The sequence below is a fragment of the Bellilinea sp. genome (genome assembly GCF_053501535.1).
The window spans coordinates 1-24,369 of the sequence record NZ_JBRCOK010000146.1 but is presented as its reverse complement, the minus strand read 5'-3'; the positions used below and the strand labels follow the sequence as shown (position 1 = coordinate 24,369).

27 protein-coding genes are annotated in these 24,369 nt (G+C 53.7%); 10 read left to right on the top strand and 17 right to left on the bottom strand.

Annotation, left to right across the window (positions count from 1 at the left end; genetic code table 11):
- Positions 1–484, top strand: a 484-nt coding sequence (locus tag ACWIZX_RS13575) for a DALR anticodon-binding domain-containing protein (protein WP_448336148.1), incomplete at its 5' end; no start/stop codon positions are given.
- Between the two features lie 142 nt (positions 485–626).
- On the opposite strand, the gene ACWIZX_RS13570 is transcribed toward ACWIZX_RS13575, so the two are convergent.
- Positions 627–767 (bottom strand): Flp family type IVb pilin, encoded by a 141-nt coding sequence (locus ACWIZX_RS13570; RefSeq protein ID WP_322793224.1) that lies wholly within the window; start codon positions 765–767, stop codon positions 627–629.
- A 434-nt stretch (positions 768–1,201) separates the two neighbouring features.
- Between ACWIZX_RS13570 and ACWIZX_RS13565 the strand changes: the two genes are divergently transcribed.
- From ACWIZX_RS13565 to ACWIZX_RS13530, 8 genes are all read left to right on the top strand, one after another.
- Complete coding sequence (locus ACWIZX_RS13565) at positions 1,202–1,804, top strand: FmdE family protein (RefSeq protein ID WP_322793223.1); 603 nt, start codon at positions 1,202–1,204, stop codon at positions 1,802–1,804.
- Positions 1,805–1,814: 10 nt separating this feature from the next.
- Positions 1,815–2,570 carry a sulfite exporter TauE/SafE family protein gene (locus ACWIZX_RS13560; RefSeq protein ID WP_322793222.1) on the top strand — a complete coding sequence of 252 codons (756 nt, stop codon included), beginning with the start codon at positions 1,815–1,817 and terminating at the stop codon, positions 2,568–2,570.
- A gap of 121 nt (positions 2,571–2,691) precedes the next feature.
- Positions 2,692–4,605 (top strand): DNA primase, encoded by a 1,914-nt coding sequence (dnaG, locus tag ACWIZX_RS13555; protein ID WP_448336147.1) that lies wholly within the window; start codon positions 2,692–2,694, stop codon positions 4,603–4,605.
- A gap of 38 nt (positions 4,606–4,643) precedes the next feature.
- The gene (locus ACWIZX_RS13550; protein ID WP_448336146.1) at positions 4,644–6,287 is read left to right on the top strand and encodes a sigma-70 family RNA polymerase sigma factor; all 1,644 of its coding nucleotides are present in this window, start codon (positions 4,644–4,646) and stop codon (positions 6,285–6,287) included.
- A 20-nt stretch (positions 6,288–6,307) separates the two neighbouring features.
- A complete protein-coding gene (locus ACWIZX_RS13545) occupies positions 6,308–8,542 on the top strand; it encodes a cache domain-containing protein (protein ID WP_448336145.1) in 2,235 nt (744 codons plus the stop codon).
- A gap of 10 nt (positions 8,543–8,552) precedes the next feature.
- Entirely contained in the window at positions 8,553–8,786 is a 234-nt protein-coding gene (locus ACWIZX_RS13540) for a hypothetical protein (RefSeq protein WP_448336144.1), read from the top strand.
- 125 nt (positions 8,787–8,911) lie between these two features.
- A complete protein-coding gene (locus tag ACWIZX_RS13535) occupies positions 8,912–10,390 on the top strand; it encodes a glycerol-3-phosphate acyltransferase (protein ID WP_448336143.1) in 1,479 nt (492 codons plus the stop codon).
- A gap of 110 nt (positions 10,391–10,500) precedes the next feature.
- Positions 10,501–11,727, top strand: a complete 1,227-nt coding sequence (locus ACWIZX_RS13530) for a DUF3179 domain-containing protein (RefSeq protein ID WP_322793417.1) — start codon at positions 10,501–10,503, stop codon at positions 11,725–11,727.
- On the opposite strand, the gene ACWIZX_RS13525 is transcribed toward ACWIZX_RS13530, so the two are convergent.
- Positions 11,724–12,029, bottom strand: coding sequence for a hypothetical protein (locus ACWIZX_RS13525; protein WP_322793416.1), 306 nt, complete (start codon positions 12,027–12,029; stop codon positions 11,724–11,726). The two genes, ACWIZX_RS13530 and ACWIZX_RS13525, sit on opposite strands and share 4 nt — an antisense overlap.
- A gap of 36 nt (positions 12,030–12,065) precedes the next feature.
- Positions 12,066–12,725, bottom strand: coding sequence for an RNA polymerase sigma factor (locus ACWIZX_RS13520; protein ID WP_448336142.1), 660 nt, complete (start codon positions 12,723–12,725; stop codon positions 12,066–12,068).
- 110 nt (positions 12,726–12,835) lie between these two features.
- On the opposite strand from ACWIZX_RS13520, the gene ACWIZX_RS13515 reads away from it, so the two are divergent.
- The gene (locus tag ACWIZX_RS13515) at positions 12,836–13,270 is read left to right on the top strand and encodes a hypothetical protein (protein WP_322793414.1); all 435 of its coding nucleotides are present in this window, start codon (positions 12,836–12,838) and stop codon (positions 13,268–13,270) included.
- Positions 13,271–13,420: 150 nt separating this feature from the next.
- Here the strand turns inward: ACWIZX_RS13515 and ACWIZX_RS13510 are convergent, their stop codons facing one another.
- From ACWIZX_RS13510 to ACWIZX_RS13445, 14 genes are all read right to left on the bottom strand, one after another.
- On the bottom strand, positions 13,421–14,455 hold the full coding sequence (locus ACWIZX_RS13510) for an HD domain-containing phosphohydrolase (protein WP_322793413.1): 1,035 nt from the start codon (positions 14,453–14,455) through the stop codon (positions 13,421–13,423).
- Complete coding sequence (locus ACWIZX_RS13505; protein ID WP_322793412.1) at positions 14,452–14,901, bottom strand: chemotaxis protein CheW; 450 nt, start codon at positions 14,899–14,901, stop codon at positions 14,452–14,454. Before ACWIZX_RS13505 ends, ACWIZX_RS13510 begins: the two co-directional genes overlap by 4 nt.
- 35 nt (positions 14,902–14,936) lie before the next feature.
- Positions 14,937–15,455: a chemotaxis protein CheX gene (locus ACWIZX_RS13500; protein WP_322793411.1), complete on the bottom strand. Its 519-nt coding sequence runs from the start codon at positions 15,453–15,455 to the stop codon at positions 14,937–14,939.
- 16 nt (positions 15,456–15,471) lie between these two features.
- The gene (locus tag ACWIZX_RS13495) at positions 15,472–15,987 is read right to left on the bottom strand and encodes a chemotaxis protein CheX (protein WP_322793410.1); all 516 of its coding nucleotides are present in this window, start codon (positions 15,985–15,987) and stop codon (positions 15,472–15,474) included.
- Between the two features lie 34 nt (positions 15,988–16,021).
- Complete coding sequence (locus tag ACWIZX_RS13490; RefSeq protein WP_322793409.1) at positions 16,022–16,876, bottom strand: HDOD domain-containing protein; 855 nt, start codon at positions 16,874–16,876, stop codon at positions 16,022–16,024.
- A gap of 9 nt (positions 16,877–16,885) precedes the next feature.
- On the bottom strand, positions 16,886–17,683 hold the full coding sequence (locus ACWIZX_RS13485) for a CheR family methyltransferase (RefSeq protein WP_322793408.1): 798 nt from the start codon (positions 17,681–17,683) through the stop codon (positions 16,886–16,888).
- Between the two features lie 5 nt (positions 17,684–17,688).
- Positions 17,689–18,792 (bottom strand): protein-glutamate methylesterase/protein-glutamine glutaminase, encoded by a 1,104-nt coding sequence (locus tag ACWIZX_RS13480; RefSeq protein ID WP_322793407.1) that lies wholly within the window; start codon positions 18,790–18,792, stop codon positions 17,689–17,691.
- A gap of 8 nt (positions 18,793–18,800) precedes the next feature.
- Positions 18,801–19,157, bottom strand: a complete 357-nt coding sequence (locus ACWIZX_RS13475; protein WP_061913808.1) for a response regulator — start codon at positions 19,155–19,157, stop codon at positions 18,801–18,803.
- Positions 19,158–19,178: 21 nt separating this feature from the next.
- The gene (locus ACWIZX_RS13470) at positions 19,179–19,664 is read right to left on the bottom strand and encodes a chemotaxis protein CheD (protein WP_448336141.1); all 486 of its coding nucleotides are present in this window, start codon (positions 19,662–19,664) and stop codon (positions 19,179–19,181) included.
- Positions 19,661–20,275 carry a chemotaxis protein CheC gene (locus tag ACWIZX_RS13465; RefSeq protein WP_322793405.1) on the bottom strand — a complete coding sequence of 205 codons (615 nt, stop codon included), beginning with the start codon at positions 20,273–20,275 and terminating at the stop codon, positions 19,661–19,663. The genes ACWIZX_RS13470 and ACWIZX_RS13465 overlap by 4 nt, the downstream gene beginning before the upstream one ends.
- Before the next feature lie 10 nt (positions 20,276–20,285).
- The gene (locus tag ACWIZX_RS13460) at positions 20,286–22,364 is read right to left on the bottom strand and encodes a chemotaxis protein CheW (RefSeq protein ID WP_448336140.1); all 2,079 of its coding nucleotides are present in this window, start codon (positions 22,362–22,364) and stop codon (positions 20,286–20,288) included.
- A 340-nt stretch (positions 22,365–22,704) separates the two neighbouring features.
- Entirely contained in the window at positions 22,705–22,995 is a 291-nt protein-coding gene (gene csrA, locus ACWIZX_RS13455) for a carbon storage regulator CsrA (protein ID WP_322793496.1), read from the bottom strand.
- 65 nt (positions 22,996–23,060) lie between these two features.
- A complete protein-coding gene (gene flgL, locus ACWIZX_RS13450) occupies positions 23,061–23,951 on the bottom strand; it encodes a flagellar hook-associated protein FlgL (protein WP_448336139.1) in 891 nt (296 codons plus the stop codon).
- Between the two features lie 21 nt (positions 23,952–23,972).
- A partial coding sequence (locus ACWIZX_RS13445) for a flagellar basal body rod C-terminal domain-containing protein (protein WP_448336138.1) occupies positions 23,973–24,369 on the bottom strand: 397 nt, incomplete at its 5' end.

Sequence of the window (24,369 nt, the reverse complement as noted above, 5' to 3'; positions counted from 1 at the left end):
GTTCATCATCGGCCGCCTGCAAAGCAACCTGCTTGAAGAAGGCTATCGCTATGATGTGGTTTCCGCCGTGCTGGCAGAGCAGGGTCAAAATCCGGCGGCTGCCTTCCGGGCTGTTCAGCACTTGCAGCAATGGTCTCAGCGCGAAGATTGGAACCAGATTTTACCGGCATACGCCCGCTGCGTGCGCATCACCCGAGATCAGAAGGAAACCTTCACCATTGAGCCGGGAGCACTGGTTGAGGATGCCGAAAAAGCCCTGTTGAGCGCCTTGTTGCAAGCCGAAACCACTCCGCGCCGCAGCGGCTCGGTTGAAGATTTCTTTGCCGTTTTCCTGCCCCTGATTCCGGTGATCAACCGCTTCTTTGACGAAGTGCTGGTCATGTCGGAGGACGCTGTTCAACGCGCCAACCGGCTGGGAATGCTGCAACGCATTGCCGGATTGGCACGCGGCGTAGCCGATTTCTCGCGGCTGGAAGGGTTCTAACCCCCCTGAAAAATAGAGTAATCTGCGCCTTTCCCGCTCCGTAAAATTGGGAAAGGCGCAAATTGTTTATCGCTTTACCCCAGGGAATAACCTCCGGAATTATGCTCCGGTTCATCCATAATCATTTTGCGTGAGAGAAGCGTCAGATGAGGGGAATGATGTTACTGAACAAACTGCCGATGGTCGGCCCTAGCAGCGCCAAAATGACAATCACCGCCAGTGCTACCAGCAACATGATCAACGCATACTCAACCAGCCCTTGACCTCCCTTATCTCGTTTCATTTTTGCTCCCCTGAATAATAGCGAAAAAGACAAAGATATATATTTTCATTATACAGAAGAACACCTTTTAACGAATTAACAATTGTTGTCACATATTAGAATTTGAAAAAGATCTTGACAAAAAAATACAAGGGAATATAATCACATTCATATGTTTGAATATGAAAGAGAGTAAAATTGGGTGCCCCCATATTCAATATGAAAACCCAATTCTTCAAAGGGCAGCCACCCAATCCGGGATTCCAATTTACCAATTCCTTCGAAGGGGTAAACCAGTGTTTCTGTCATTTGGCGGTAGATATTAGCTTGGGATGGTGATTTATAAGTCAACAATTACTCAAATTAAGTATATTGGCTGGATATTTCTACGGGTTTATTCCGGCGACTGGCAATAAGGTTAATGAAAAAAAATTCAAAATAAGGTGAAAACAAAAATGGATCCTCGAACAGTATTAGAAAAAGCCTTGGAGTTTCATGGACACCGCTGTTGGGCAAGTGTTGCAGGCGTTCGCGTAGGACTTGCTGCGCTGGAAAAACTGGGCGTCAAGCGCTCTGGCGGCACCCAGCTTTATGGTATCGTTGAAATAGGCGAGGAGCATGGCGGTATGTGTTTTGGTGACGGTGTTCAATATGCCACCGGTTGCACATTTGGCAAAGGGAATATTCGCAAAAATCCCCTTGGAAAACTTGGTTTTACCCTGATCGAAAAAGATACCAACCGGGCGGTACGGGTGGTATTCACAAGTAAATTACAAAAGCAAATTGCCGCATCCAGGTTTATGCAGCAGCGAGCTGCCGGTATCTCACCCGACGATATCCCCTTGGAAGATCAGATGGAGCTGGTGGAACTGGTCTGGAATGCACCGGAAGAAGAAGTGCTGAAAATCGGCGAAATCTTCGAATACTCGGGCAATTGGCTGCCAGAAGTGATGGGATTCAAACCCTGCGACCGCTGTGGTGAATTAACTGCCCTTGCCTATTTGCGCGTGGACGGCCAACAACTTGTTTGCATCCCCTGCTCTGGCTATGGCCGCTAATAAAAACTGAATGTCTCCCACAATCTATCTTATCAGTGCGGGATTGGTCTTTGTACTCTCCGGCCTTCTGGCCATGGCAGGCCTGGGAGCAGCTTTTTTGTTTGTTCCTTTGTTCTACTATCTGGGGGTGCCTCTGGCCGAGGCAACCCCCACTGCTTTGTTATTGAATGTAGTTAGCCTCTTATTGGCAACCATCAATTACTGGCAGGGCAAATTGATCAACTGGCGAGTCGGATTGCCAGTCCTAATTGCTGCTGTCTTATTTTCTCCAATTGGCGCAAGATTGACTGCTTCCGTTAATAGAAGCGTACTGCTTGGGCTGTTTGCTGCCTTTCTGGTTTTTGCCGGAGCCGTAATGCTTTTTTATAAGACAAAGAAGCGTACCCAGCCGCTCAACCGATCGGCTGAGACCCTTGTCGGAGCCAGCATTGGCACTGTGGCCGGCTTTATTGGTGGACTGCTGGGGGTTGGAGGCGGCAACTTTATTCTGCCTGTGCTCAACTGGTTAGGTTTAGATGCCAAAGTGGCTGCAGGAACAACAGCCCTGGTGGTGGTATTTTCTTCTTTTTCCGGTTTTCTCGGTCATGCCACAATGAGCAGGCTAGACCCGTTTTTTGTAGGTATCATGGCGGTCATGGCGGCAGGTGGATCAATAGCAGGCTCGCAATTGATGAAAAAAAAGGTTTCAAGTTCCCAGTTAAAGCAGATAATTGGCATTTTACTCTGGGTGATAGCTATCAAAATGATTTTTGATTTATTGAAGTAAAGGCACAAACCTTGAGATATCCCCCATTCGTCCCTTCTATTGGGAATCCGGGGAAGAAATCAGCTTATATCCGCCGCTGGAAATCCTTATCTGAGCACCGATTCAACGTTAAAATCAAACTATGAGCGCAATTGATGAAATCAAAGCGCGGATTGACATCGTTGAACTGGTTTCAGAAACGGTCAAACTGCGCCGAACCGGAAAGAACTATATTGGTTTTTGCCCGTTTCATACCAATACCCGCACACCGGCGTTTGTGGTTTTCCCGGATTCCGGCACATGGCGCTGCTTTGGACAGTGCAACGAAGGCGGTGATGTATTCCGCTTTGTGATGAAAAAAGAAGGCTGGGACTTCAGCGAAACCCTGCGCTATCTGGCAGAACGTGCCGGCGTCACGCTGGAAACACCTTCTCCTCAGCAGGAGGCTCAGGCCGAAGAATTCGACCGGCTGCGCAACCTGCTGGAAGAAGCCGTTGTGTACTACCGCCATCAGATGCTCAACACCCCTGCCGGTAAACAGGCCAGGGCTTACCTGCAGCAGCGCGGCATCCAGCCCCAAACGATGGAGATTTTTGAACTGGGTTACGCTCCTGACTCGTGGGATGCTGCTTTGAACTACTTGCGCGGCAAAGGATATACCCTTGAAGAAATCCGTGAGGCCGGCCTGCTGACCGAACGGCAGGACGGCGGGGGTTACGACCGCTTCCGCCACCGCATCATGTTCCCCATTCGCGATATGAGCGGAAAGATGACCGGCTTCGGCGCCCGGGTTTTGCGCGCAGAAGATCAGCCCAAATTCCTCAACTCTCCCCAAACTCCGCTTTTCGATAAAGGCCGGCTGTTGTACGGGCTTCATCTGGCACGCAAATCCATCCGCGCACAGGATCAGGCCGTGATTGTGGAGGGCTACCTGGATGTGATTGCCTTGCATCAGGCCGGGTTCAGCAATGCAGTTTCACCCATGGGGACTGCCCTCAGCGAAGACCAGCTGCGCCTGCTCAAGCGCTTCACCCGCCGCATTGTGCTGGCGCTGGATGCGGATGCCGCCGGTGAAAAAGCCACCCTGCGCGGCCTGGAAGTTGCCCGACAGGCATTCGACCACAGCGATGAAATCGTATTCGATGCCCGCGGCCTGCTGCGCCACGAAGCCCGCTTACAGGCTGACCTGCGGGTGACCGCCCTCCCCCCCGGCAAAGATCCCGATGATGTCGTCCTGAGCGATCCGGCGCAATGGGAACAAATTGTTGCCGATGCCAAACCGGTGGTCATCCATGTGATGGAATCGCTGGCCGCCAGCCGCAATGTGGATGACCCCAAGGTGAAAAGCGAAATCGCCCGTCAGGTGTTAACTTTAATCAACGATGTGCCCGATGCGGTCGAGCGCGACGCTTACCGTCAGCGGTTGGCGCGCTTGCTCAAAATAGACGAACGCGCTTTGCAGGCCATTTCGCCGCCCTCTCCCAGTTCGACCCGTAAAACAGCGGCGCGTACACGCCAGCCCCGCGAGAAGAGTCCAGCTCCGCCCCACGAAATTCAGCCGGGCAGGCAGGCACAGGAAATGGAAAGGCACTGTCTGCGGCTGCTGGTGCGCAACCCCGAAGCAATTTACACCTTGGACCGCCACCTGCAAGCCAACGGATTGAGCCGTTTTTCGGCACAGGATTTTGAATTCGGCGAACATCAGAGCATGGCCGCATTGCTGCTTCAATCACTGACACAGGATCAGATGGAACCAACCGCCTTCCTTGACCGGAGTTGTCCTCTTGAACTCAAACCTTTTTTAGAGGAATTGCAGCAACCGCTCAAATACGGTGAACCAAAAGGCAACCGCTACACAGAAGATTTATTACGAACCTTTATCATGCTGCGGCTGGTTCGCGTCAATGAAAACATTCTGCAAATGCGCTTTATGCAGCAAGACCTTCAGGAACAAAGCACTTCGGCTGTTTCGCCCTATCTGGAATTGATACCCGATTACATTCAAGCCCGCAGCCGATTGGAGAAAGCTCTTGCAAAAGTGGCAGAAGTGGAATAAAAAAAGAGATTTTTTCTTTTTATGGTATATTATTAACCATGGCTCGCACCCCTAAGAAATCATCTTCCACATCCAGCGCAAAAAAGCGCCCGCCGGAAACCAGCAATGAAGCACTGCCGCCCGAAACATCCAGCAATTTGCTGGATCCTTTGAATTTAACTGCCGCTGCCAATCTGGAAAATGGCGATCTCAACAGTATGTTGAGTGATGATATTGAAGAAGTCCTGCCGCTCGTACCCGCCGACGAATGGGTTGAAGCGGAAGTACCGCTGGAAGACCCGCTGGAGATTTTAGAAGATCCTGCCCTGGCGGTGGAGCTTTCCGAAGACCCGGTTCGTCTTTACCTCAAAGAAATTGGCCAAATTAACCTGCTGGATGCGGACAGCGAGTTTCGTCTGGCCGCCCGCATTGAAGCCCGCCAGTACCTGCAAACCCTGCGCCGCCACCTCGATGGCAAAAACCCGGCTCTCGATCCCAATTTACAGTTATATCTTGCGGTGGTGGAGGATCTGTATACATCCTGGGAACGCTTCAAGCAGGATGTCAACCGTCTAAGCAATGAAGAAGTACCCGATTTGGGTTTGATTTTATTAGAAGCACAGGCCCTACGCCAATCCTGGCAATCCGATACTCCCTCTTATATGCGGTCGTTTCTCGACAACGGTTTATGGGGAAAAGACTCCCTTTGGGATGGTCTGGTTCGCAACGCCTTTACCCTCTACCTGTGCCTGTACCTTTTACCATCTGAACTGGCACAGGAACTTTTTGAGATTCTAAAAAAAGGCGAAGACCTGCCGGGCATTGATTTCTTTGAAGCTCGGCTGGTCAAATACGACCTTGAAAAAGAGATTAAGAACATCCACGAGCTTGCGGAGGAAGCCAACCAGACCCTCATCCGGGCCAACTTGCGGCTGGTGGTCAGCATTGCCAAACGCTATCTGGGACGGGGAATCACCTTCCTCGATTTGATTCAGGAAGGCAATTTGGGTTTGCTGCGGGCAGTCAACAAATTTGACCCAACGCGGGGTTTCAAATTCAGCACCTACGCAACCTGGTGGATACGCCAATCCATCAGTCGTTACATCGCTGAACAGGCGCGCACCATCCGCATACCGGTGCATCTTTTTGAAGCCATCACCCGCCTGCTGCGCGTCCAGCGCAATCTGGTACAAAAGTTAGGGCGTGAACCAACCAACGAGGAACTGGCCCTGGAAGGCGGATTTCTCAGCGAAGAGGATGTTAACCTCATCAAGAAAGCGCAGGCGGCCAACCTTCCGCTGGATCCCGAAGTGCAGCGCCGCTGGAACTGGGCGGCAGCCAAAGTACAGCGCATTCTTCAATCGGCAGAGGAACCTGTTTCACTGGAACGGCCGGTTGGGGATGAAGACAGCAGCCAGCTAGGGGATTTTATCGAAGATGATGATGCCATGGAACCGATGGACGCGGCAGCCCGTGAGATGTTACGCGAGCAGGTACAAAACGCGCTCGGCGCGCTTTCCGAACGCGAGCGGCAGGTGCTCGAACTGCGCTTCGGTTTGATTGACGGTAAAGACCACACCCTGGAAGAAGTCAGCCGCTACTTCAACGTCACCCGCGAGCGCATCCGGCAAATTGAAGCCAAAGCACTCCGCAAACTGCGCCACCCCACCCGCAGCCGTCACCTGCGCGAATACCTGTCGTAAGGATTTCTGCCTGAGGATCAATGCCTGCCCAGCGAGTCCTCATCGTACAACAACAAGCCCAGCCAGCTCAGGCGCTGACACGTCACTTTCGCAGCCGGGGCGACCAGGTTTGGGAGGCGTGGGAAATTGGACAGGCTGAAGCGCTTTTCAAGCAAATCAAACCGCATCTGATTTTGCTGGACCTGCATTTTCCCGGTGAAGGCTGGCTGGAATTCTTACGCCGCATTCAGACTGCAGACCCCAAAGTCAAGGTCATCCTCACCAACCAGGTTCCAGATGTGCAACGCGAGATGCTGGCAAAATCCATGGGCTTCAATGTTTTCCTGCGCCAGCCGTTTCAGGCGCGCTGGATCGAGCAGGCTTTACGTCGTCTGCAATCCGTTGATGTACCCACTCAACCGCGCCGACCGCCAGCCGTAAGCAGCTTACCGGCCAGCCAGCCACCGGCGGTCAAAGTCCCGGTGCGCCTTAAGATTACCCTGCCTTACCTGATCCTTGCCCTGCTGTTCGCCCTGGCATCTGCCTATCTTGTCACGCAAGTGGTGGTCGAATCGGTACAGGATCGCTTTTTCAATCAGCTGGTAGCCGCCGGCAGGCAGACCACCGACTGGATGGTGCGCGAAGAAGACCGTCTTCTGGCTACCCTACGGCTGATTGCCAACACACAGGGGGTTGCCGAGGCAATCCAAGCCAGCGATGCAGAACAATTGCGCCAGCTGACCCTGCCGCTGGCAATCAACAACAATGAAGAAGTTGTTGAAATTCTCGATCTTCAGGGGGTGACCGTCTTTTCTGCCCGCCGCCTGCCGGGAGCCCCGCGCGGAGAATATACCTACTCACGGGCAGACCCCTTCTTCAGCCAGCAGCAATTTGTTCAGCGGGTTTTACGCCGCGAACAGGATGCGCGCGGCGACAAGTTTGCGGCTTTCGTTCAAACACCCTGGGGAGATTATTTCTACATCAGCGGGCCGATTCTGGACACGCAGGGGCAGTTAAGCGGTGTAGTGCTGGTTGGCAAGTCAGCAGCTTCGCTGGTACGGGAAATGAAACTGGATACGCTCAGCGATACAACCCTGTATACGCTGTCCGGCAGCCCGATTGCCTCCACCTTCCCCACTTTTCAGCACACGCTTGAGCCCGTTTTAGCGCTTGAAGTGCTGCAAACCCAGGATCAGGCCAGCAAATCCCGTCCGCTGAACATCAATGGCATCAACTATACTGAGCTGCTGGGGGCGTGGGAAGCGCGCAGCGGAGAGGATCTGGGCCTGCTGGGGGTAGCTCTGCCTCAGGCGTTTCTGGTGCGTACCAGTCAAATCACCCGCTTGCAAGTCTTTTTGTTGATCACTATTTCCATTCTCCTCGTGATTCTGGTGGGAATTTATCTAGCTAACCTGATCACCCGTCCTCTGCTGCGGCTGGTGCGGGCCACCTCGCAGGTTGCGCAGGGTAATCTGGGCGTAAAAGTCAATGTGGAGGGCAACGATGAGTTATCGGTGCTGGCCCACGCTTTCAACGCCATGATTGCCGGCCTGCAGGAAGGTTTTATCTACCGCGATCTGCTGGGGCGTACGGTTTCGCCGGAAGTGCGTGAGCAATTGCGCCAGACCTTCGGCTCCGGCAATCTACGTTTGGAAGGTCAGCAAGCCGTTGCCACGGTACTGATGAGCGACATTCGCGGCTTTACCACACTCACGGAACAGGCCGACCCGGCGCGCGTGATGAACTGGCTGAATGAATATTTTGACCGGCTTGTGCCAATTGTTGTCAAACACGGCGGGGTGGTCAACAAATTTGATGGAGATGCCATGCTGGCATTTTTTGGCATTCTACCGCGTATGCTCAGCCCCAAAAAGAGCGCACTGGCTGCCTGTCAGGCGGCTGTAGAAATGATTACCGCCATTGACGAACTCAACCGCATCCGCGAGCAGCGCGGCGATCCGCCGCTGATTACCGGCATCGGCATCAACACCGGCGTGGTGATCGCCGGTGGTTTGGGGGCTAAAGACCGGTTGCACTACACCATCATCGGCGATACGGTCAATACCGCCCAAAGGCTGGAAGCCCTCACCCGCCAGCTGATCAAGGGCACAGGCGCACTCATCGGTCATGCCACCTTTACCGCCCTGGAAGAAAATCAGCAGCAGTTCACTTTGGAACCTCTCGGTCTGCATTCCGTCAAGGGAAAACTGGAACGGGTGATGGTCTATCGCTTATCCGCCCCAACCGAAATTCCTCAAGTGGAAGTAACCCTGTAGGGAATGAACTATGTCCGACCAGACGTCTTTCTCCCGCCTGACCCTGCGCTTGATTCTTACGCTGATTATAGCGGCCATTTTCACGACCACTCCTCTCGTGCTGCTGTTTGCCCCATCTCAGCCAGTTTCATCTTCCAACCTGCCTGCTATCCAATCTTCATGGCAGGCTGACTACCGCGCCGAAAGTGTTCCTCCGGTTTTTGCCCCCCTTCGTCTACCGGACTTCAATTCCACCCTGCCGTGAAGCATTTTTATTTGCTGTTAATCTCCCTCCAATAAATACTTGTTACAATCAAATAAAGGATTCTGAGCAACCGCATTGACCCCCGCTTCTTCTCAGGTAGATCACAGGAAGGAGGTGGAACATTGATGCAGTGCGTGCTCATCTTGATCTTCAGTTATTTGCTGGGCTCACTATCTTCGGCGGTGTTGATTACCCGCTTGTGGAAGAAAACCGACATCCGCTCTCTGGGGGATGGTAATGCTGGAACCGCCAATGTAGCCCGCTCAGTGGGGATTGTACCGGCTGCTTTTGTTGCCCTGCTGGATATCGCCAAAGGGGGTATCCCCGTCATGATTGCCCGAGCCCTTTTTCTGAATGAGGGCTGCGCTGTCTTTTGTGTGGTAGCTGCAGTGGTTGGACACAACTACCCGATCTACTTCCGCTTCAAAGGCGGGCGCGGATTGGCCACCTCACTGGGCGGCCTGGTGGCGCTCACCCCCGCTTCAACGCTCATCACCCTGCCGGTGTACGGATTGGTGTACTTTGCCACGCTCGGCAGCGGTATTCTGGCAACACTGGTTGCCTTTCCTTTGCTTATCTACTTGAACTACCTGCGCGAATTACACCCATTGGTGATCTGGTCACCGGTAATTCTGGCATTTACCACCGCGGTGTGTGCAATGCCGCGCTTGCTGCCCCGCTGGCTGAAACTGAGGGACAAGCGTGAAATACTGGTGGAATTATTCCCCGCATATTCCCCCCGCCCGCTACGCTCCACTGCACCGGCTATTTTCACCGACAGCATTGCCTCCCTTCCGGACGAACTTGCGAAGCGGGAAGGCATTCACATCGTGCCAATGAGCCTCATTCTGGACGGCCAGGCTCTGCCGGACGATGGAAGCATTGACCGCCGCGCCTATTATCAGGCTTTGCGAACGACCAACACCCACCCCACCACGGCGGCGCCCGCGCCGGGAGAGTTTCTCAACCGCATTCAGGCAATGGATGGCAAGGCTTCTGCTGCATTGATATTAACCCCACCGGCTGATCTCACCCAATGTTATAACTCAGCCCGTTTGGCTGCCGAGCAACTGGCAGACCGCTTGAAGGTGGAGGTAATTGACTGCGGCGTTGCCGGTCCGGCTCAGGGATTAATGGCAATCCTGGCTGCCCGCCTTGCCCGCCAGGGTGCTTCACTGGATAAAATCAAAAATGCGGTAGCAGAAGCCCGTCAGCAAATTGGGATGATTGGCGTGCTGGATACGCTCTCTTTCATCGAACACAGCGGGCGAGTCAGCGCAATCCGCCCACTGGTAAATGCTGCTCTGCGGGTCTATCCGGTTCTCACATTGCGAGAGGGACAGATTCATCTGGAAGGGATGGAACGCACCCGCCGCAAAGCCATTGAACGAATGCTCAACTGGTTGGAGAAAAATCTCCAATCCGGAGGCAGCGTGCTGATCTGCTTCCACGCCGATGACAGCGGTTGTGCCGAGCAGATAGCACAAACCCTGCGGGAAAAACTACGCCCAACCGAATTGTACATCACCGAAATGACACCCGTGATCGGCGCTCATGCCGGGCCGGGGCTGGTGGGCGTGGCGTGGTGGCAGGCGGCCAGCTGAGTAAGATTTCACTCCGCCAAACCATCTAATTTTCAGCGGGTATCCCTCTGGCAATTGCCCACCTGGATGCGGGGAAGGTGGTCGTTTTTCTTAAAAATGGAGCGAAGAAGATGAACAAACTCCTCTGGTTACTGGTTTTTATACCTTTAAGCGCGTGTACAGTTTCACGAACCACCCCTCCCCCAACAGTGAAAGCCGAAACCACACCAGTATTATCGCCTGCTGAGAATACCGCTTCTCCGACTGCCCCCGTTGATTTATTTGGTACAAAATTATTGCCCCCCGAAGAGCCACCTGCTTTTGCCGTGCAAGAATTTCGGACGGATTTTACGCGTCATACCGTCCATTACTCTGAAATTCTCTCCGGTGGTGTACCCAAAGATGGTATTCCGGCAATCAATGAACCAAAATTCCTCACAATCGCTCAGGCGGACCAGTGGTTGAAGCCCAATGAACCGGTTGTTTGGGTTTCTGCCAACGACGAAAACCGTGCTTACCCCCTGCAGATACTGACCTGGCATGAAATTGTCAATGATACCATCGGTGGACTGCCGCTGGCGGTCACTTTCTGCCCGCTTTGCAACACAGCAATCGCCTTTGAACGCACGCTTGATCATCGCATTCTGGACTTTGGCACTACCGGGCGACTTCGTTTCAGCAACCTCATCATGTATGACCGTCAGACTGAAAGCTGGTGGCAGCAGGCATCTGGCGAAGGCATTGCCGGCCATTATGCCGGTCAATATCTCATCTATTACCCGGCTACAATTGTCGCCTGGCAGGATTTTCGTGAACGTTTCCCTGATGGTAAAGTTCTCTCCAGAGAAACCGGATACAATCGCCCTTACGGACGTAACCCATATATTGGATACGATGACATCAATAACCCGCCTTTTCTTTATGACGGGCCGCCAACCCCGCAAACCCTTCCACCCAAAGCACGGGTTCTGGCTATTGCAACCCCTAATGAAGCAGTGGCCTACCCCTACGAGGTGCTCTCACAGGTCAGGGTGATCAACGATCAGGTTGATGGGCAGCCAATCCTCATTCTCTGGCAGAAAGGGGTTGCCTCAGCTTTGGATACCAGCATCATCAGCGAAGGCAACGATGTAGGCAGCGCAGCGGCTTATTCGAGATTGCTGGACAATCGGATGCTGACCTTTGAGTGGTCAAATGAACAGGTTCGGGATGTGGAAACCGGCACAATATGGGATATTTTTGGCAATGCGGTGAGTGGACCGCTGGTTGGCAGAAAGTTAACTCCCGCCATTGCCATTAATCATCTCTGGTTTTCGTGGGCAGCCTTTCGTCCGGATACCAGAGTGTACACCCCCTAAATTAATTTGGCTTCCAATATTCGCCGCAAGGTTTCGTATTCCTCACGGCACTCCGGACACATTTCCAAATGGCGGTGCACCAACGGCATCAAATGAGCCACATCTTCGCCCCGCACGGCCATCTCGGTGAATTGATCCAATAATTCAAAGACTTCATCGCAGGTTAATTCAACTTCTTCCGTCCCGGCGATCATCTCCGCCATCATTCTGGCTTCTGCAAGGGAAACGGGAGGCATTTTTTCTGGCTTGCCAGTAAATGGTTTGAAGAGTTTGTTCAAAAATTCACGAAACGATTGAAACATAGTCATTTCTCATTGGAAAGATTTTAATCCCAATTCTTACTTTTCCGGCAGTTGAAATAACGAAAATATTTCTTCAACAGCATATCCAGCACTGATAAGTTCCCGCTTCAGATGTTTCCTCGCATCGTGTAACAATTTATATAATGCATTGCGCCGCATTCCCATTTTCTCAGCAACCACTTCCATGGGGACTCCCTTCATGATAACGGCTATTAATGCTTGGCGCTGATGATTGGTCAGATCTTGTTGAATGATGCGCCATAATAAGCGGATGAATTCGCGTTGTTCGGTTACTCCCTCCGGCTGGAAAGACGATTCGGATAACTCGCCCGCAGAGAACGCCGGGGGTTTTTCATCATCCGATTCAAGGTTCGCTTCAATCGAAACATCTTTCCACCTCCTTTTTCTCAGTTCTGAAAAGGCAAGGCGGATGGCAATTTTGTAAACCCAGGTGGTAAATTGACTGCGTCCCTCAAAAGTACCCAGGTGTTGTAAAACCCGCAAGATGGTTTCCTGGGTAATTTCTTCAATGAGATTTTCAATTCGCCCCGCATCATTTGCCAGATAACTGTTCAAACCACTCAACAGCCCCTTACGGATGATCTCGCTTAAATCCTCAATGGCTCGCGTTTGAATTTCGCCGGTGGCACGCAGCTGCGCCAGCCATTCCTCATTGGTTTGTCGCGAATTACCCATAAGCGAATTATACCGATTTTGTTGAGGAAAGTAAGAATAACAACCTTCACGAGTTCAAAGAAATAGAAACAACCAAAATCTTAATGATATTCGTTCTTATGGAGGTAAAAATGGCAACCTTAGCAGTCAGTAAAAGTTCTACAAAGTCCATTGTCAACGGCATCATCGGCGGTTTGGCGGGCGGCGTTGTGTTCGGCATCATGATGGGAATGATGGGAATGCTGCCCATGGTCGGCATGCTTGTACGACAGGAAAACGCGGTGATCGGGTTCATCGTTCACATGGGCATCAGCGCCTTCATTGGAGCTGTGTATGGATTCGTGATTCCACGGTTTCCCAATCAAATCGCTACTGCATTGATTGGCGGGACAGTGAACGGCATTGTCTGGTGGGTACTCGGAGCGTTGATCATGATGCCTTTGATGTTGGGCATGAATGAGATGGTTTTCGTCATTGGACAGCCGCAATGGATGAGCTTGCTAGGCCATCTGATCTACGGTGTCACAGCCGGTTTGGTATATTACGTTCTTACCCCCAAAAACTAATTCTGTCATTTACTTCCTCTCCCGCTTAAATTCTCCCAAGGCGGGAGAGGCTTATTTTTTTCATGGTCTCGGCTCAAAGGCAGAACAACACTGGCAGTGGAATTCCCCCCCCTTCCATTAAGAAATTTTCATTGAAAACCGGTTTCTCATTCAATCAAAATTTTTCATTTTCAGAAACGCTTTCACCACCTCCGGATCAAAATGAGTACCGGCTTGCTGGCGGATGTGTTCCAGGGTGCGTTCTTCGCTCCAGGGCACAGGACGGTAGGGGCGGCTGGAACGGAGCGCATCATACACATCAATCACAGCAAACAAGCGCGCCTCCAATGGGATTTGTTCTCCCTTCAACCCCTGCGGATAACCGCTGCCATCCCATTTCTCATGGTGACAGTAAGGGATGGGAATTGCCGGGCGCAGGTAGTCAATCTGACGCAGTAACTGTTCGGCATAAACCGGATGGCGGCGCATGATCTCCCATTCGGCTTCGTTGAGCGGGCCAGGTTTGAGTAATATGGTGTCGCTGATTGCCATCTTGCCAATATCATGCAGCAAAGCACCGTGACGCAGGTTCAACACCTCCTCCAGCCGATACCCAATCTCCAGGGCTAACTGCACCGTGGCTTCGGCTACTCGCTGGGTATGACCGTGCGTTTCATAATCGCGCAGTTCCAGCGCTTTTGCCCAACCTTCCAGTGTATCGGTGAACGATTGTTCGAGCATCAAATTGACAGCGACCAGTTCGTTTTGCACCTGCCGCCATTGAGAAACATCCCGCAATAGAACCTGAGCCAGCTCCCGGCCACCGTTGGGGGAAGGCGCCAGGGTCAAAAAGACCGCCAAAGGCTCACCGGCGGCTGTCTTCATCTCGACTTCCAGCGGTCCAATCCGGCTGCGGCTGTATTTCATCAATTCCAGCAAAGAAAGAAAATCGGTCTGACAGGATGGTTCAATGAACTCCAGCAGCAGCCTGCCGCCTAACTGGTGAGCCGGACAAGCCAGCAAACTTTCCAGCGCCGGGTTGGTGTGCTGGATGCGTCCCTCTTCATCCAGCACACAATAACCATCCAGCAAAATATCCAGCAGATTAGAAGCTGAAGGACGGGCAGCAGCCCGCCGGGCGGTTTTCTGCCGCCAGTAAGCCAGCGCCAGGGATCGGCTGGGTGTGGATCGCAAAGGCGGGATCATGCCATTACCGTCAATGCTTCGCGTTCCTCAGTAGAAAGGACCTTGCCCAAATCCAGCAGGATGACCAGTTCACTCTCCAACTTGGCAATGTTTTTAATGAACGCCGAGTTGATTGTTACCGACATCTGCGGTGGGGGTTCGATTTTATCCTCCGGAACCCGAATCACCTGCGTAACGGCGTCTACAATGATGCCCACCTTGCTGGAGTCCATGTTGGCAATCACAATCCGCGTGTCGCGAGTTGGCTCTTTGCTCGGCAGGCCAAAGCGGGTGCGCAGGTCCACCACCGGCACAATCGTTCCGCGCAGATTGGTAATTCCCTCGATGAATTCCGGCGCATGCGGCAGGCGGGTGATTTCCTGCATCTTGATAATGCCCTCAACTGAGGCAATATCCACACCGTATTTTTCATTTTCCAGCTCAAAAACGACCAGTTGATGTTCCATTGTTGATTACACTCCTTTCTTTTTTTCTAAGATGGTTAGCCACTGATGGCTTTGGCATTCGGAACTGCAATTTGAGGGGTCTTTAAGCCGCGCTTACCCTCACGTAACGCCAGGTGAATTTCCACCGCACCGGCATCGGTTACCAGCGGAACGACCAGCCGCGGATAATCCAGCGTCGAAATCGAAGCACCTTTACCAAGAATCAGCGAGGGCGTCGAAATGTTCGACTCATAGCCGTTTTCGGAGAGTTTCATGCTCGCCCGTCCGGTGATGACATTGCCAATTTCCGCAATGCCCGATTGCGCCAGCCCATCTAACTCCTGTAACGCTTCACCCAGCATGATCGAAGCAAAGCGTACCGCAGCCGAACGGTTCATGCTGTAAAAAACGGTGCCTTCGACCGCTCCAACCAGCGAGAGGATGACCGTCACATCATCGGTGACATACATTCCCTGTTCCAGACGAAGTTCACCACGTTGAATGTCCATACCGGTTTCGGCGCGCAGCACCTCGTAAGCCGCTTCCACAAAAGGATTGAGAAACTTGACGTTCATGGCAAATCCTTTCTGCTCAGCTGCCCTTGGCGGCAGGGGTGAGCGCGACAAATTCTTCCTGTTTGCCGTTGCGGTTCTCCCGCAGGGCGAGATGAACGGTCAATTCACCCAGATTGGTCTGCAGCGGCACGACGATACGCGGAAAATCAAGCGTGGAAATTTGCACTCCCTTGCCGCTGATCAGGGTGGGCGGTGAAATATTGGACGCGTATCCGGCCTGCGAGAACTTAATTGTTGCCCGCCCGGAGATGACATTACCCAGTTCTGCCACGCCGCTTTGCGCCAGCGAATCAAACTCGGTAAACTCCTGCCCCAAAATTTGGGTCACAAAGCGGATGCCGGTTTGGGTGTTCATCCCGTACATCACCACACCGTACACCTGCCCGACCAGATGAATCAGGACGGTAACATCATCGGTGGTCAGCGCGGATTGATGCAGGGAAAGGCTGCCGCGCTGAACATTGACGCCGATTTCGGCTTTCAACACTTCTACGGCTGCCTCTACAAAGGGATTTAAGAACTTAACATCCATACATTCATACCTCCTCAATCACCGCACGGCAGCCTCACGCCGGGCCGGGCAGTGTAATTAACATCTCCGCCATTTCAATTTGATCCATTACAGCAGTAATCAGTTCCTGCTGTTCGGTTTCGGTCAGGTTGAGGGCAGCCACAGCGCGCTCATCCAGGGCATATTGCAGCCCATCGCGGCCAATCCCGATTCCCATCATCATCATGATGCTGTCACCGATGTGCACCGCATAGGCCTGCGCCTGATACGGCCCCGCGGCTGCCGGGTTATGGTGGTGCGCGATGACGGCCACCAACCCTTCCGGCAAACGCCAGCGCCGCGCCATTTCCGCTCCCAGCATGGCATGGTCAATTCCAAAGTAAGAGCGCTCAATTTCCAGAAATGAAGTGGACTGCCATTCGTTCAAACTGAACGCCATACTGCGTAACAGCTTTTCCAGCGCCAGTTTGCCAATATCGCTGAGCAGACCGGCAAAATAAAACTCCTCGATATTTTTCCAGCTGCGTTTCTGGGCAATCGTTCTGGCGCAAATCGCCACGCCCAGCGAGTGCCGCCACAATTCGCCTTTGCGCAATTCGTAACCCGGCAGCGGGCGGTTGAGGAAACTGCCCAAACTGGCCGCAAGAATGATCTCATACAGCGCTTGCAAGCCGATGACCACCACGGCTTGATGGACGGTGGCAATCCGGTTGGGCATGCCGTAAAATGCCGAATTGGCCACCCGCAGCACCACACCGGAAAGCACCTGATCCACTGCCAGCACATCCGCCACTGCGCTCAAATTACAATCCGGCGAGCGCATCAATTCCAGCGCACGCTGCGAAGCTTGCGGCAGCGGGGGCAGTTTGCCCGCTTCACGGATCAAGTCGTCCAGTGTGTAACGCATCATCTTGACCTCTTATTCCTTCATGTAAAAGGAAATACCGGCATTGCGGAAACCCAGTTCAGCCGGCCGCGGCATGATTTCCGTTCCGCCGAGGAACAACACCCCGCCGGGGCGCAACGCCTGATGAAATTTACGATAGAGCAGTGTTTTGGCTTCATTGGTAAAGTAGATAATCACATTGCGGCAAACGATCAGGTCAAAACCACTTTCAAAGGGATCGTTGAGTAGATTTTGCTCACGAAAGGTCACTTTTCGCACCACTTCGGGTTTGACGAAAAATGGCGCGGATGGAGAAAGAAACCGAATGCGCTGCTCCGGGGTTAGATTGCGGGTTTCTTCAGCCAGATACGGCCCGCCGGCGCGGGCTTTGGCCAGAGCACCGCGGTCAAGGTCGCTCGCCAAAAGAAAATGGGGTTTGCCCGGTGCAACCTCTTCCAGCAAAATGGCCAGCGTGTAGGCTTCCACACCCACCGAACAGCCGGCGCTCCACACCCGCAAAGCACCGCGCCGCTGCGGGTCACGCTCGGTCTCCGCCAGCAGACGCGGCAGAATATCCCGCCGCAGGGCAGCCCAGCGTTCGGGGTCGCGGAAAAACTCGGTTACATTAATGGTCAGGTAGTTGCGGAATTTTTCTAATTCATCCTTGTTTTCTCGCAGCAGAGCAAAGTAATCATTCCAGGAGGAAGCGCGCGAACGAGCCAGCCACGAATCCAGTCTGCGCTTCATCTGCTCTTCTTTGTAATGATTCAGGTCAATATTGAGCAGATGCTTGACCGAAGTTTTGATTTGGGTATAAGTTTCGGTTTCCACTTTGCTCATCTCCCCGGTGACATGGCAAGTTTTTCCTGCACGGCTTTTTGAATGGCGTCAGCCACATCCGGCAGCGGCACAACCACATCCACGGCCTGCTTTTCCAACACGCTGCGCGGCATACCCCATACCACACAGGTTGATTCGTGCTCAGCAATCACCGTACCGCCGAGACTGTGCAGCAAAACACTTCCGTTGGTGCCGTCACTGCCCATGCCGGTAAGGATGACGGAAATCACCCGTTTACCGTAGCGCTGCACCAGCGAGGTCAGGGTGACATCAATCGCCGGACGTACACCGTGCACCGGCATATTCTGATTGAGCGCGATTTGTTCGTTTTCATCCAACACCATGTGAAAGCCGCCCGGCGCCAGCAGCGCCTGCCCGACCATCAGGCGGTCACCCGGCTGAGCTTCGCGTACCAGCAGTTTGGACTGAGCATTCAAACGCTCCGCCAGAGAATGGGTAAAGCCGGCCGGCATGTGTTGGACAATGACGACTGCAGCCGGTAAACTGGCAGGCAGCGCCGGCACCACCTCGTTGAGTGCGCGCGGCCCGCCGGTCGAGCTGCCAATCAGCACAATCGGCTCACCGGTTTTGAGCGGGCGCACCGTCTTCTCCACAGCCGGTTTGGGTTGGGCAGCCGGGCGAATCAGGGCAAACGGCTTGACCCGCGCATTGGCAGCCCGCACAATTTTTGCAGCAGCCTCATCCATGACCGTCTGGATATCCAGCTGGCGTTCGGGCTTGGTGATGAAATCCACTGCCCCAAGTGTCAACGCCTGAATGGTGGTCACCGCACCTTCGCGGGTCAGACTGCTTAACATCACCACCGGACGGGGGAAACGCACCATAATTTCGCGCAGGGTGGAAATACCATCCAAACGCGGCATTTCCACATCCAGAGTCACCACATCCGGCTGAAGGGTGGGGATGAGTTCGAGGGCTTCCTGCCCGTCCCGCGCGCTGCCAATCACCTGAATTCCGGCGCGCCCGTTCAAGTGCTGGGTGATCGAAAAGCGCATGAACGCCGAATCATCCACCACCAGTACCCGCACCGGTTGGGCAGGCGAAGGCGAAACACTCGAGGACTGAGGCAGGGACACCATGCGATAACCTAGCCCGCCAGTTTGTGAATCGCACTCATCACGCGGTCATGCTCGAACGGCTTGACGATGAAATCACGCGCGCCAGACTTAACCGCTTCCAGCACCACCGATTCCTGACCCAGCGCGGTCAGCATGACCACTTTGGCTTGCGAATCAAAGGCGCGGATTTCCTTGAGCGCTGCCAGGCCGTCCATTTCCGGCATGGTGATGTCCATCAACACCACATCCGGACGCACCTCTTTGTATTTTTCAACCGCTTTGGCGCCGTTTTCCGCTTCATAGACCTCAAAACCCTGACCGGTGAGCATTTTGATGATCCGAACGCGGAGAAATTCAGCGTCATCCACAATGAGTATCTTGGTCATTCGTCCTTCCTCCTGAAAGAATTACAAATCCTTTTCTACACCGCCGACCACCCGAACAGTTACCCGCCCGGTGGCGACGTAAACCCGCACAGTTCGGCCGCTGTGACCACCGGTTTCCTGCGCATGCAGCGGCAGGTTCAGGCGTTGCAGCGTTTCAAGCGCACTTTCAATGTTGCGCGTGCCAACATCAAAGGTCTGAGAAAGCCCGGCAGCCGTCAGCATGTTGGCGCCGCCCGCCATACGCACAATCAGGTTGCGGCGCTCTGCACCGGCTTTGAGCATGGCGTTCAGTAAACCCTCAATGCCGCTATCCACATATTTGGCACAATACGGATCAGCGCCGTTCAAGCGGTGAGGCAGCACGGCATGCAGCAAGCCACAGATATGGCGCTGCCTGTCCACCATGGTAATTCCCAGACATGACCCCAGGCCGTAAGCCACCAGCACATCGGCCGGATCGCTGGAAACGACTACCTCACCCAGATTGACACTGATCGGTTCTTTCATTCTCTCTTCTCGGCCTGCTGTAAGGCTTGCAGGGATTGGGCATCCGGGATGACCCAGAAATCGGTCAGCACCGAACGGCTGCCGTCCTTGAAACAGGTCTGAATGAGCAGCACATGATCACTGACTCCCCCGGTGGTAGCGACAATAATATCCAGAATGGCACCCACCATATCCACCATCACCGCCGGGGGGGTTGGGCGGATTTCCCGCCCAAGTGCATTGGCAACCGCATTCATAAAAAAGGTGCCGGTCATGTTACCCACTTCGCCCAGCGCGGAACGCTCCAGCGAGCCGAGAAAGGTGGTGCTGCCTTCCGGCTGTTCCATTAACAAATCCACCAGCTGGAAGGCTTTTTCCAGCGGCAAAATCATCATGATTTGAGCATGAAAATCACCTTCGGCCCGCAGGTAAATTCCCACCGCCTCATTTTCCGGCCCGCCGACAATCATCGGTATCTCGGTCAGCGGCACCAACTTAACATTCGGCTCGCCAAAGTCCAGTTTGTGCCCCAGTAAGCCGGAAAAACCACGCACGGCGTTGTGAATACCAATCGTGGTCAGCGAGCGTAAAGTTTCAATCAAACGTTCGTCAAATTCCACAGCGCTGCTCATAACCTCCTCCCTAATGAATACCGGCCAGCCGGAGCAGGGCAGGCACATCCACAATCAGGGTAATGCTGCCATCCCCCAAAATGGCGGCACTGGAAATACCCGGAATTTCCCCGACCAGTTTGCCCAGCGATTTGACCACCACTTCTTCTTCCCCCATAAACCCGTCCACCACCAGGCCGACGCGGTGCTTGCCGGATTGAATGACCACCGCAAACAGACGTTTGCGCTGCTGACCGTTTTCAGGGATGTGATATAACTCGCGCAGGTAAACCAGGGGCAGCACGCTGCCGCGCAGCAGGGTAACCGGCTTCTGGCGGATGGTTTTAATATCCGCCGGGGAAAGCCGCAAAGTTTCCAGCACCATGACCAGCGGAATGGCAAAGGTAGCCGAACCAACCTTGACGAGCAGGGTCGGCACAATCGCCAGCGTAAGAGGCAGCACGATCTGAAAAGTGGTGCCGCGTCCAACCGCCGTTTCGATGTGAATGGTGCCATTGACGCGCTGGATATTGGTCTGGACGATGTCCATTCCCACCCCGCGCCCGGAAATATCGGTCACCTTTTCAGCGGTGGAAAATCCGGGCAGGAAGATCAGGTCAACCGCCTGCTCATCGGTGAGGGCTGCGGCTTCTTCAGCCGTCATCAATCCTTTCTGCACCACTTTTTTGCGAAGTACCGCCGGGTCAATACCGCGTCCGTCATCCGAAACGGTCAGAATGATACGCCCCTGCTCATGCCAGGCATTCAGCGTAACCGTGCCGCGCTCCGGTTTACCCGCTGCCCGCCGTTCATCCGGCGGTTCGATGCCATGGTCAATCGCATTCCGCACCAGGTGAATCAACGGGTCGTTGATTTCCTCGATCATCGAGCGGTCCAGTTCGGTATCCTCACCATGAATGACCACATCCACCAGTTTGCCCGCCTTTTGGGACATATCGCGCACCATGCGCGGAAACTTATGCAACAGGTTGCCAATCGGCAGCATGCGGATGCGCATCACCTCTTCCTGCAGCTGATCGGTGATGCGGCTGATGTGGGCTACCGTTTCGGCCAGGTTTTCAACCAGCGGATCGTTGTGGGCTTGCGCTTCCAGTTTGTTCCGCACCTGAAAGAGGTGATTGCGGTCCGTAATCAACTCACCCACCAGATTCATCAGGCTGTCCAGCCGTTCGACGCTGGTGCGTACGGTCATCTCCACCCCGCCGCGCCCGGCGCTGCCATTGGAACGGCTGCGGGCCGGCTGGTTGAGCGGTGCAGCCGCTGGCTGGTCATTCGATTTTTCAACAGCCGCGGATGGGTGCGGGCGAGAAGGCTGGGGCTTATCTTCCGTCTTAATAACCGCCTTGCTTGCCCCATCTGCCTGCACAATAACTTGTTCAACCTCCGAGATCTGCCCAAGTTTTTCCGCTACGGTATCTTCATTGACCTTCGTCAACAATTGTGCCTGGAATGTCTGCACCGGTTGGGCGGTTTCAATTTGCTCCAGGCTGGGCTGCATCGCCGAAATTTCCCCCAACTCTTGCAGCGCCATCATTAATTGAAAGGCGCGCGCCGCTGAAGCAATGCTGTGCGGGTCAATTTGCGCCTGAATATGGAGCAGTTTTTTCCCGTTGGATTGTGCTTCTATCGGTTGAGGCTGAGGTGGTTCATGAGGGATTGACTCAACCCGGCTCTGATTTGAAATTTGACCCTTGTTTGAGGATGTGAAATCCGCAAACGCTTCGATTAACGGCTGCGGATCATAATCACTGAGCAAACCCTGAGTCACCTCATCGCGCAGCGCGCGCAAACCGTCCACCGCATCCAGGCACAGGTCAATCAACGCCGTGCTGACCGAGTACTGCCCCTTGCGCAGGCCGTCGAAGGCCGTTTCCAGGGCGTGGGTGAGGTTGGTCATGCGGTGGTGACCGATCATGCCCGCCATGCCTTTCAGGGTATGCGCCGCCCGAAAGGCATTTTGCAGCAAATCGCTATCACCGCTGCGATGTTCCAGCTCCACCAGCGTTTCATCCAGGGTTTGAAGGTGTTCATCCACCTCCGCCAGAAAAATGGGGAGTTCATCTTGGCTGATGTCAAAAACCATTTGCATAGCAACCCGCCGTATTGAAGATAAAATCCATACGCTCTGGAGTAAGATTAACACAAGCCCGGTAAGGCTTCAGTAAAGAGCGCGTAAAATACAGCCAAAGAACGCATGAAAATAATAAAAAAACGTCAGTTCGGGATAAATCCTCTTTATACATCCGATTTCAGAATTTTGCCCCTTCCTGCGCCTCCCCCAATATCGCTTCTGTGATATTGGGGGAGGTGGGAGGGGGTCAATTACACATTTCGCTGCTCACAGGGTTTTGCGCTTATCCCAAACCCACGATAAAAAAATGCTGACCACAGATGGTCAGCATTTTATTTTCCATAAACGAGGGGCGCCTTTATGCCTGGTCGGGACTCTCCGGTGCTTCTCCCGGCTGCGGATCGGGCGACTCATCGGCCAGCAATTTGCGCAAGGCTTCAAACGATTCCGGCTCCGGGCCGCTTGCCAGCAATTCCTGTAAGCGGGTCTGTTCTTTGACGGCATCAGCAACTTCCTGACGCAAGATCAGCACTTCACGCGGAGCTGTTATGCCCAGTTTGACGCGGTCACCTTCCACCGCCAGCACAGTGACCGTGATCGAATCACCAATCGCAATACTTTCATCTACCCGTCGGGTCAGCACTAACATAGCCGGGATCCTTTACCTTTTTGGAGGATGGCTGCCTGTGTCCCCGAAGGCACAGCGCCTCACGATCAGCGCAGATAATCGAACAGGCTGAGGGCCGATATGGCACGCCGGCTGACTTCCAGTACTGCCTGATAGGTCGTCTCCTGACCGCGCAGCAGGGTAATGGCTTCCGCCATGTTCAGGTCTTCTCTTTTGGAAAGCAGACTGTTCAGCTCAATTTCAGTCTTATCAATCCCATCACTGGCTGCCTTCACCTGCCGCATTCGTGTGCCCAGCCCCGTGCGCTGCGCATCCACTGCGTCAAGCGCTGATTCTAACTGGGTAAAGGCCGTTTGTAAAGCATTCCGATCAAAACTGGCTGATTGCAGCGCATTGCGGGCAGCTATCAGTGATTCAACCAGCGGACGAAAGACGGGTTCTGCGGGCAGGTTCATCACCACCGACTGACCGGGCGCAATTGCGCGCTGTAAAAGGCCGTTATCCCCCTGATAGACGAGTGTATTCGGATCACTCATCACAAACGGCTGGGTGTGCAGCTGAAAACCGGCAAAAATGTATTCACCTTTGTGGGTCGAGTTCCCAATTTGAACCACTTGGGCAATCATGCCGTCAATTTCGGCAGCCAGCGCATGTTGGCGCTCATCGCTTCCCATGGTATCACTCAAACCGCGTGTGATCAGCCCTACCGCCCGCACACCAATCGTCTGTAATTGTTCGAGGCTGTAATCGGCGGCTTCCATCCACTCGCGGGTCAATTCGTTGGTGCTGCGGTAGGCTTGCAGGTTATTCAGTGTAGAACGCATGGTCAGACTTTGCGAGGTGTTCACCGGATCGTCGGAGGGGGACAGATTTTTCTTGCCGGCAGCAATTTTGCTTTGCAGGCGGGCGATTTGATCCATATTACCGGATAAATGAGCAATGGTATTGTTGATCATTCCTTGATGGGTTACACGCATGTTCTCATCCCTGCCTTTCCATTACCGCCCGACCAGTCCCAGCCCATTGATGATGCGATCCAGCATCTCGTCATACGCCGTCAGCACACGGGCTGCTGCCTGATAAGCGCGCTGCGCTTTGGCAAGATTTGCCGCTTCTTCATCCAGCGATACCCCCCCAACCGCCTCGCGCTGATCGTTGAGGGCTTTGGCAACCAGCCCATGAGTGGTGCTGTTTTGAGTGGCATTTTTGGTCAGTACGCCAAATGATGTGATTTGCCCGTTGTAATATTCATTGGGAGATACATTTCCCAGCCCGGCAATTGGCTGGTTACGCAATGCCGCAATGGCCATGGCAACCGCGTTGTTGCCCGGCTGCCCGGAAGCATCGGCGGCTGCCAGACTCTGAGCATCCACCGCTGCATTCAAACGCATGGTG

What these genes read in the sequence shown, in the direction of transcription:
- ACWIZX_RS13570 (WP_322793224.1), bottom strand. Translation starts at nt 767, where the DNA reads ATGAAACGAGATAAGGGAGGTCAAGGGCTGGTTGAGTATGCGTTGATC.
- ACWIZX_RS13565 (WP_322793223.1), top strand. Translation starts at nt 1,202, where the DNA reads ATGGATCCTCGAACAGTATTAGAAAAAGCCTTGGAGTTTCATGGACAC.
- ACWIZX_RS13560 (WP_322793222.1), top strand. Translation starts at nt 1,815, where the DNA reads ATGTCTCCCACAATCTATCTTATCAGTGCGGGATTGGTCTTTGTACTC.
- dnaG (WP_448336147.1), top strand. Translation starts at nt 2,692, where the DNA reads ATGAGCGCAATTGATGAAATCAAAGCGCGGATTGACATCGTTGAACTG.
- ACWIZX_RS13550 (WP_448336146.1), top strand. Translation starts at nt 4,644, where the DNA reads ATGGCTCGCACCCCTAAGAAATCATCTTCCACATCCAGCGCAAAAAAG.
- ACWIZX_RS13545 (WP_448336145.1), top strand. Translation starts at nt 6,308, where the DNA reads ATGCCTGCCCAGCGAGTCCTCATCGTACAACAACAAGCCCAGCCAGCT.
- ACWIZX_RS13540 (WP_448336144.1), top strand. Translation starts at nt 8,553, where the DNA reads ATGTCCGACCAGACGTCTTTCTCCCGCCTGACCCTGCGCTTGATTCTT.
- ACWIZX_RS13535 (WP_448336143.1), top strand. Translation starts at nt 8,912, where the DNA reads ATGCAGTGCGTGCTCATCTTGATCTTCAGTTATTTGCTGGGCTCACTA.
- ACWIZX_RS13530 (WP_322793417.1), top strand. Translation starts at nt 10,501, where the DNA reads ATGAACAAACTCCTCTGGTTACTGGTTTTTATACCTTTAAGCGCGTGT.
- ACWIZX_RS13525 (WP_322793416.1), bottom strand. Translation starts at nt 12,029, where the DNA reads ATGTTTCAATCGTTTCGTGAATTTTTGAACAAACTCTTCAAACCATTT.
- ACWIZX_RS13520 (WP_448336142.1), bottom strand. Translation starts at nt 12,725, where the DNA reads ATGGGTAATTCGCGACAAACCAATGAGGAATGGCTGGCGCAGCTGCGT.
- ACWIZX_RS13515 (WP_322793414.1), top strand. Translation starts at nt 12,836, where the DNA reads ATGGCAACCTTAGCAGTCAGTAAAAGTTCTACAAAGTCCATTGTCAAC.
- ACWIZX_RS13510 (WP_322793413.1), bottom strand. Translation starts at nt 14,455, where the DNA reads ATGATCCCGCCTTTGCGATCCACACCCAGCCGATCCCTGGCGCTGGCT.
- ACWIZX_RS13505 (WP_322793412.1), bottom strand. Translation starts at nt 14,901, where the DNA reads ATGGAACATCAACTGGTCGTTTTTGAGCTGGAAAATGAAAAATACGGT.
- ACWIZX_RS13500 (WP_322793411.1), bottom strand. Translation starts at nt 15,455, where the DNA reads ATGAACGTCAAGTTTCTCAATCCTTTTGTGGAAGCGGCTTACGAGGTG.
- ACWIZX_RS13495 (WP_322793410.1), bottom strand. Translation starts at nt 15,987, where the DNA reads ATGGATGTTAAGTTCTTAAATCCCTTTGTAGAGGCAGCCGTAGAAGTG.
- ACWIZX_RS13490 (WP_322793409.1), bottom strand. Translation starts at nt 16,876, where the DNA reads ATGATGCGTTACACACTGGACGACTTGATCCGTGAAGCGGGCAAACTG.
- ACWIZX_RS13480 (WP_322793407.1), bottom strand. Translation starts at nt 18,792, where the DNA reads ATGGTGTCCCTGCCTCAGTCCTCGAGTGTTTCGCCTTCGCCTGCCCAA.
- ACWIZX_RS13475 (WP_061913808.1), bottom strand. Translation starts at nt 19,157, where the DNA reads ATGACCAAGATACTCATTGTGGATGACGCTGAATTTCTCCGCGTTCGG.
- ACWIZX_RS13470 (WP_448336141.1), bottom strand. Translation starts at nt 19,664, where the DNA reads ATGAAAGAACCGATCAGTGTCAATCTGGGTGAGGTAGTCGTTTCCAGC.
- ACWIZX_RS13465 (WP_322793405.1), bottom strand. Translation starts at nt 20,275, where the DNA reads ATGAGCAGCGCTGTGGAATTTGACGAACGTTTGATTGAAACTTTACGC.
- ACWIZX_RS13460 (WP_448336140.1), bottom strand. Translation starts at nt 22,364, where the DNA reads ATGCAAATGGTTTTTGACATCAGCCAAGATGAACTCCCCATTTTTCTG.
- csrA (WP_322793496.1), bottom strand. Translation starts at nt 22,995, where the DNA reads ATGTTAGTGCTGACCCGACGGGTAGATGAAAGTATTGCGATTGGTGAT.
- flgL (WP_448336139.1), bottom strand. Translation starts at nt 23,951, where the DNA reads ATGCGTGTAACCCATCAAGGAATGATCAACAATACCATTGCTCATTTA.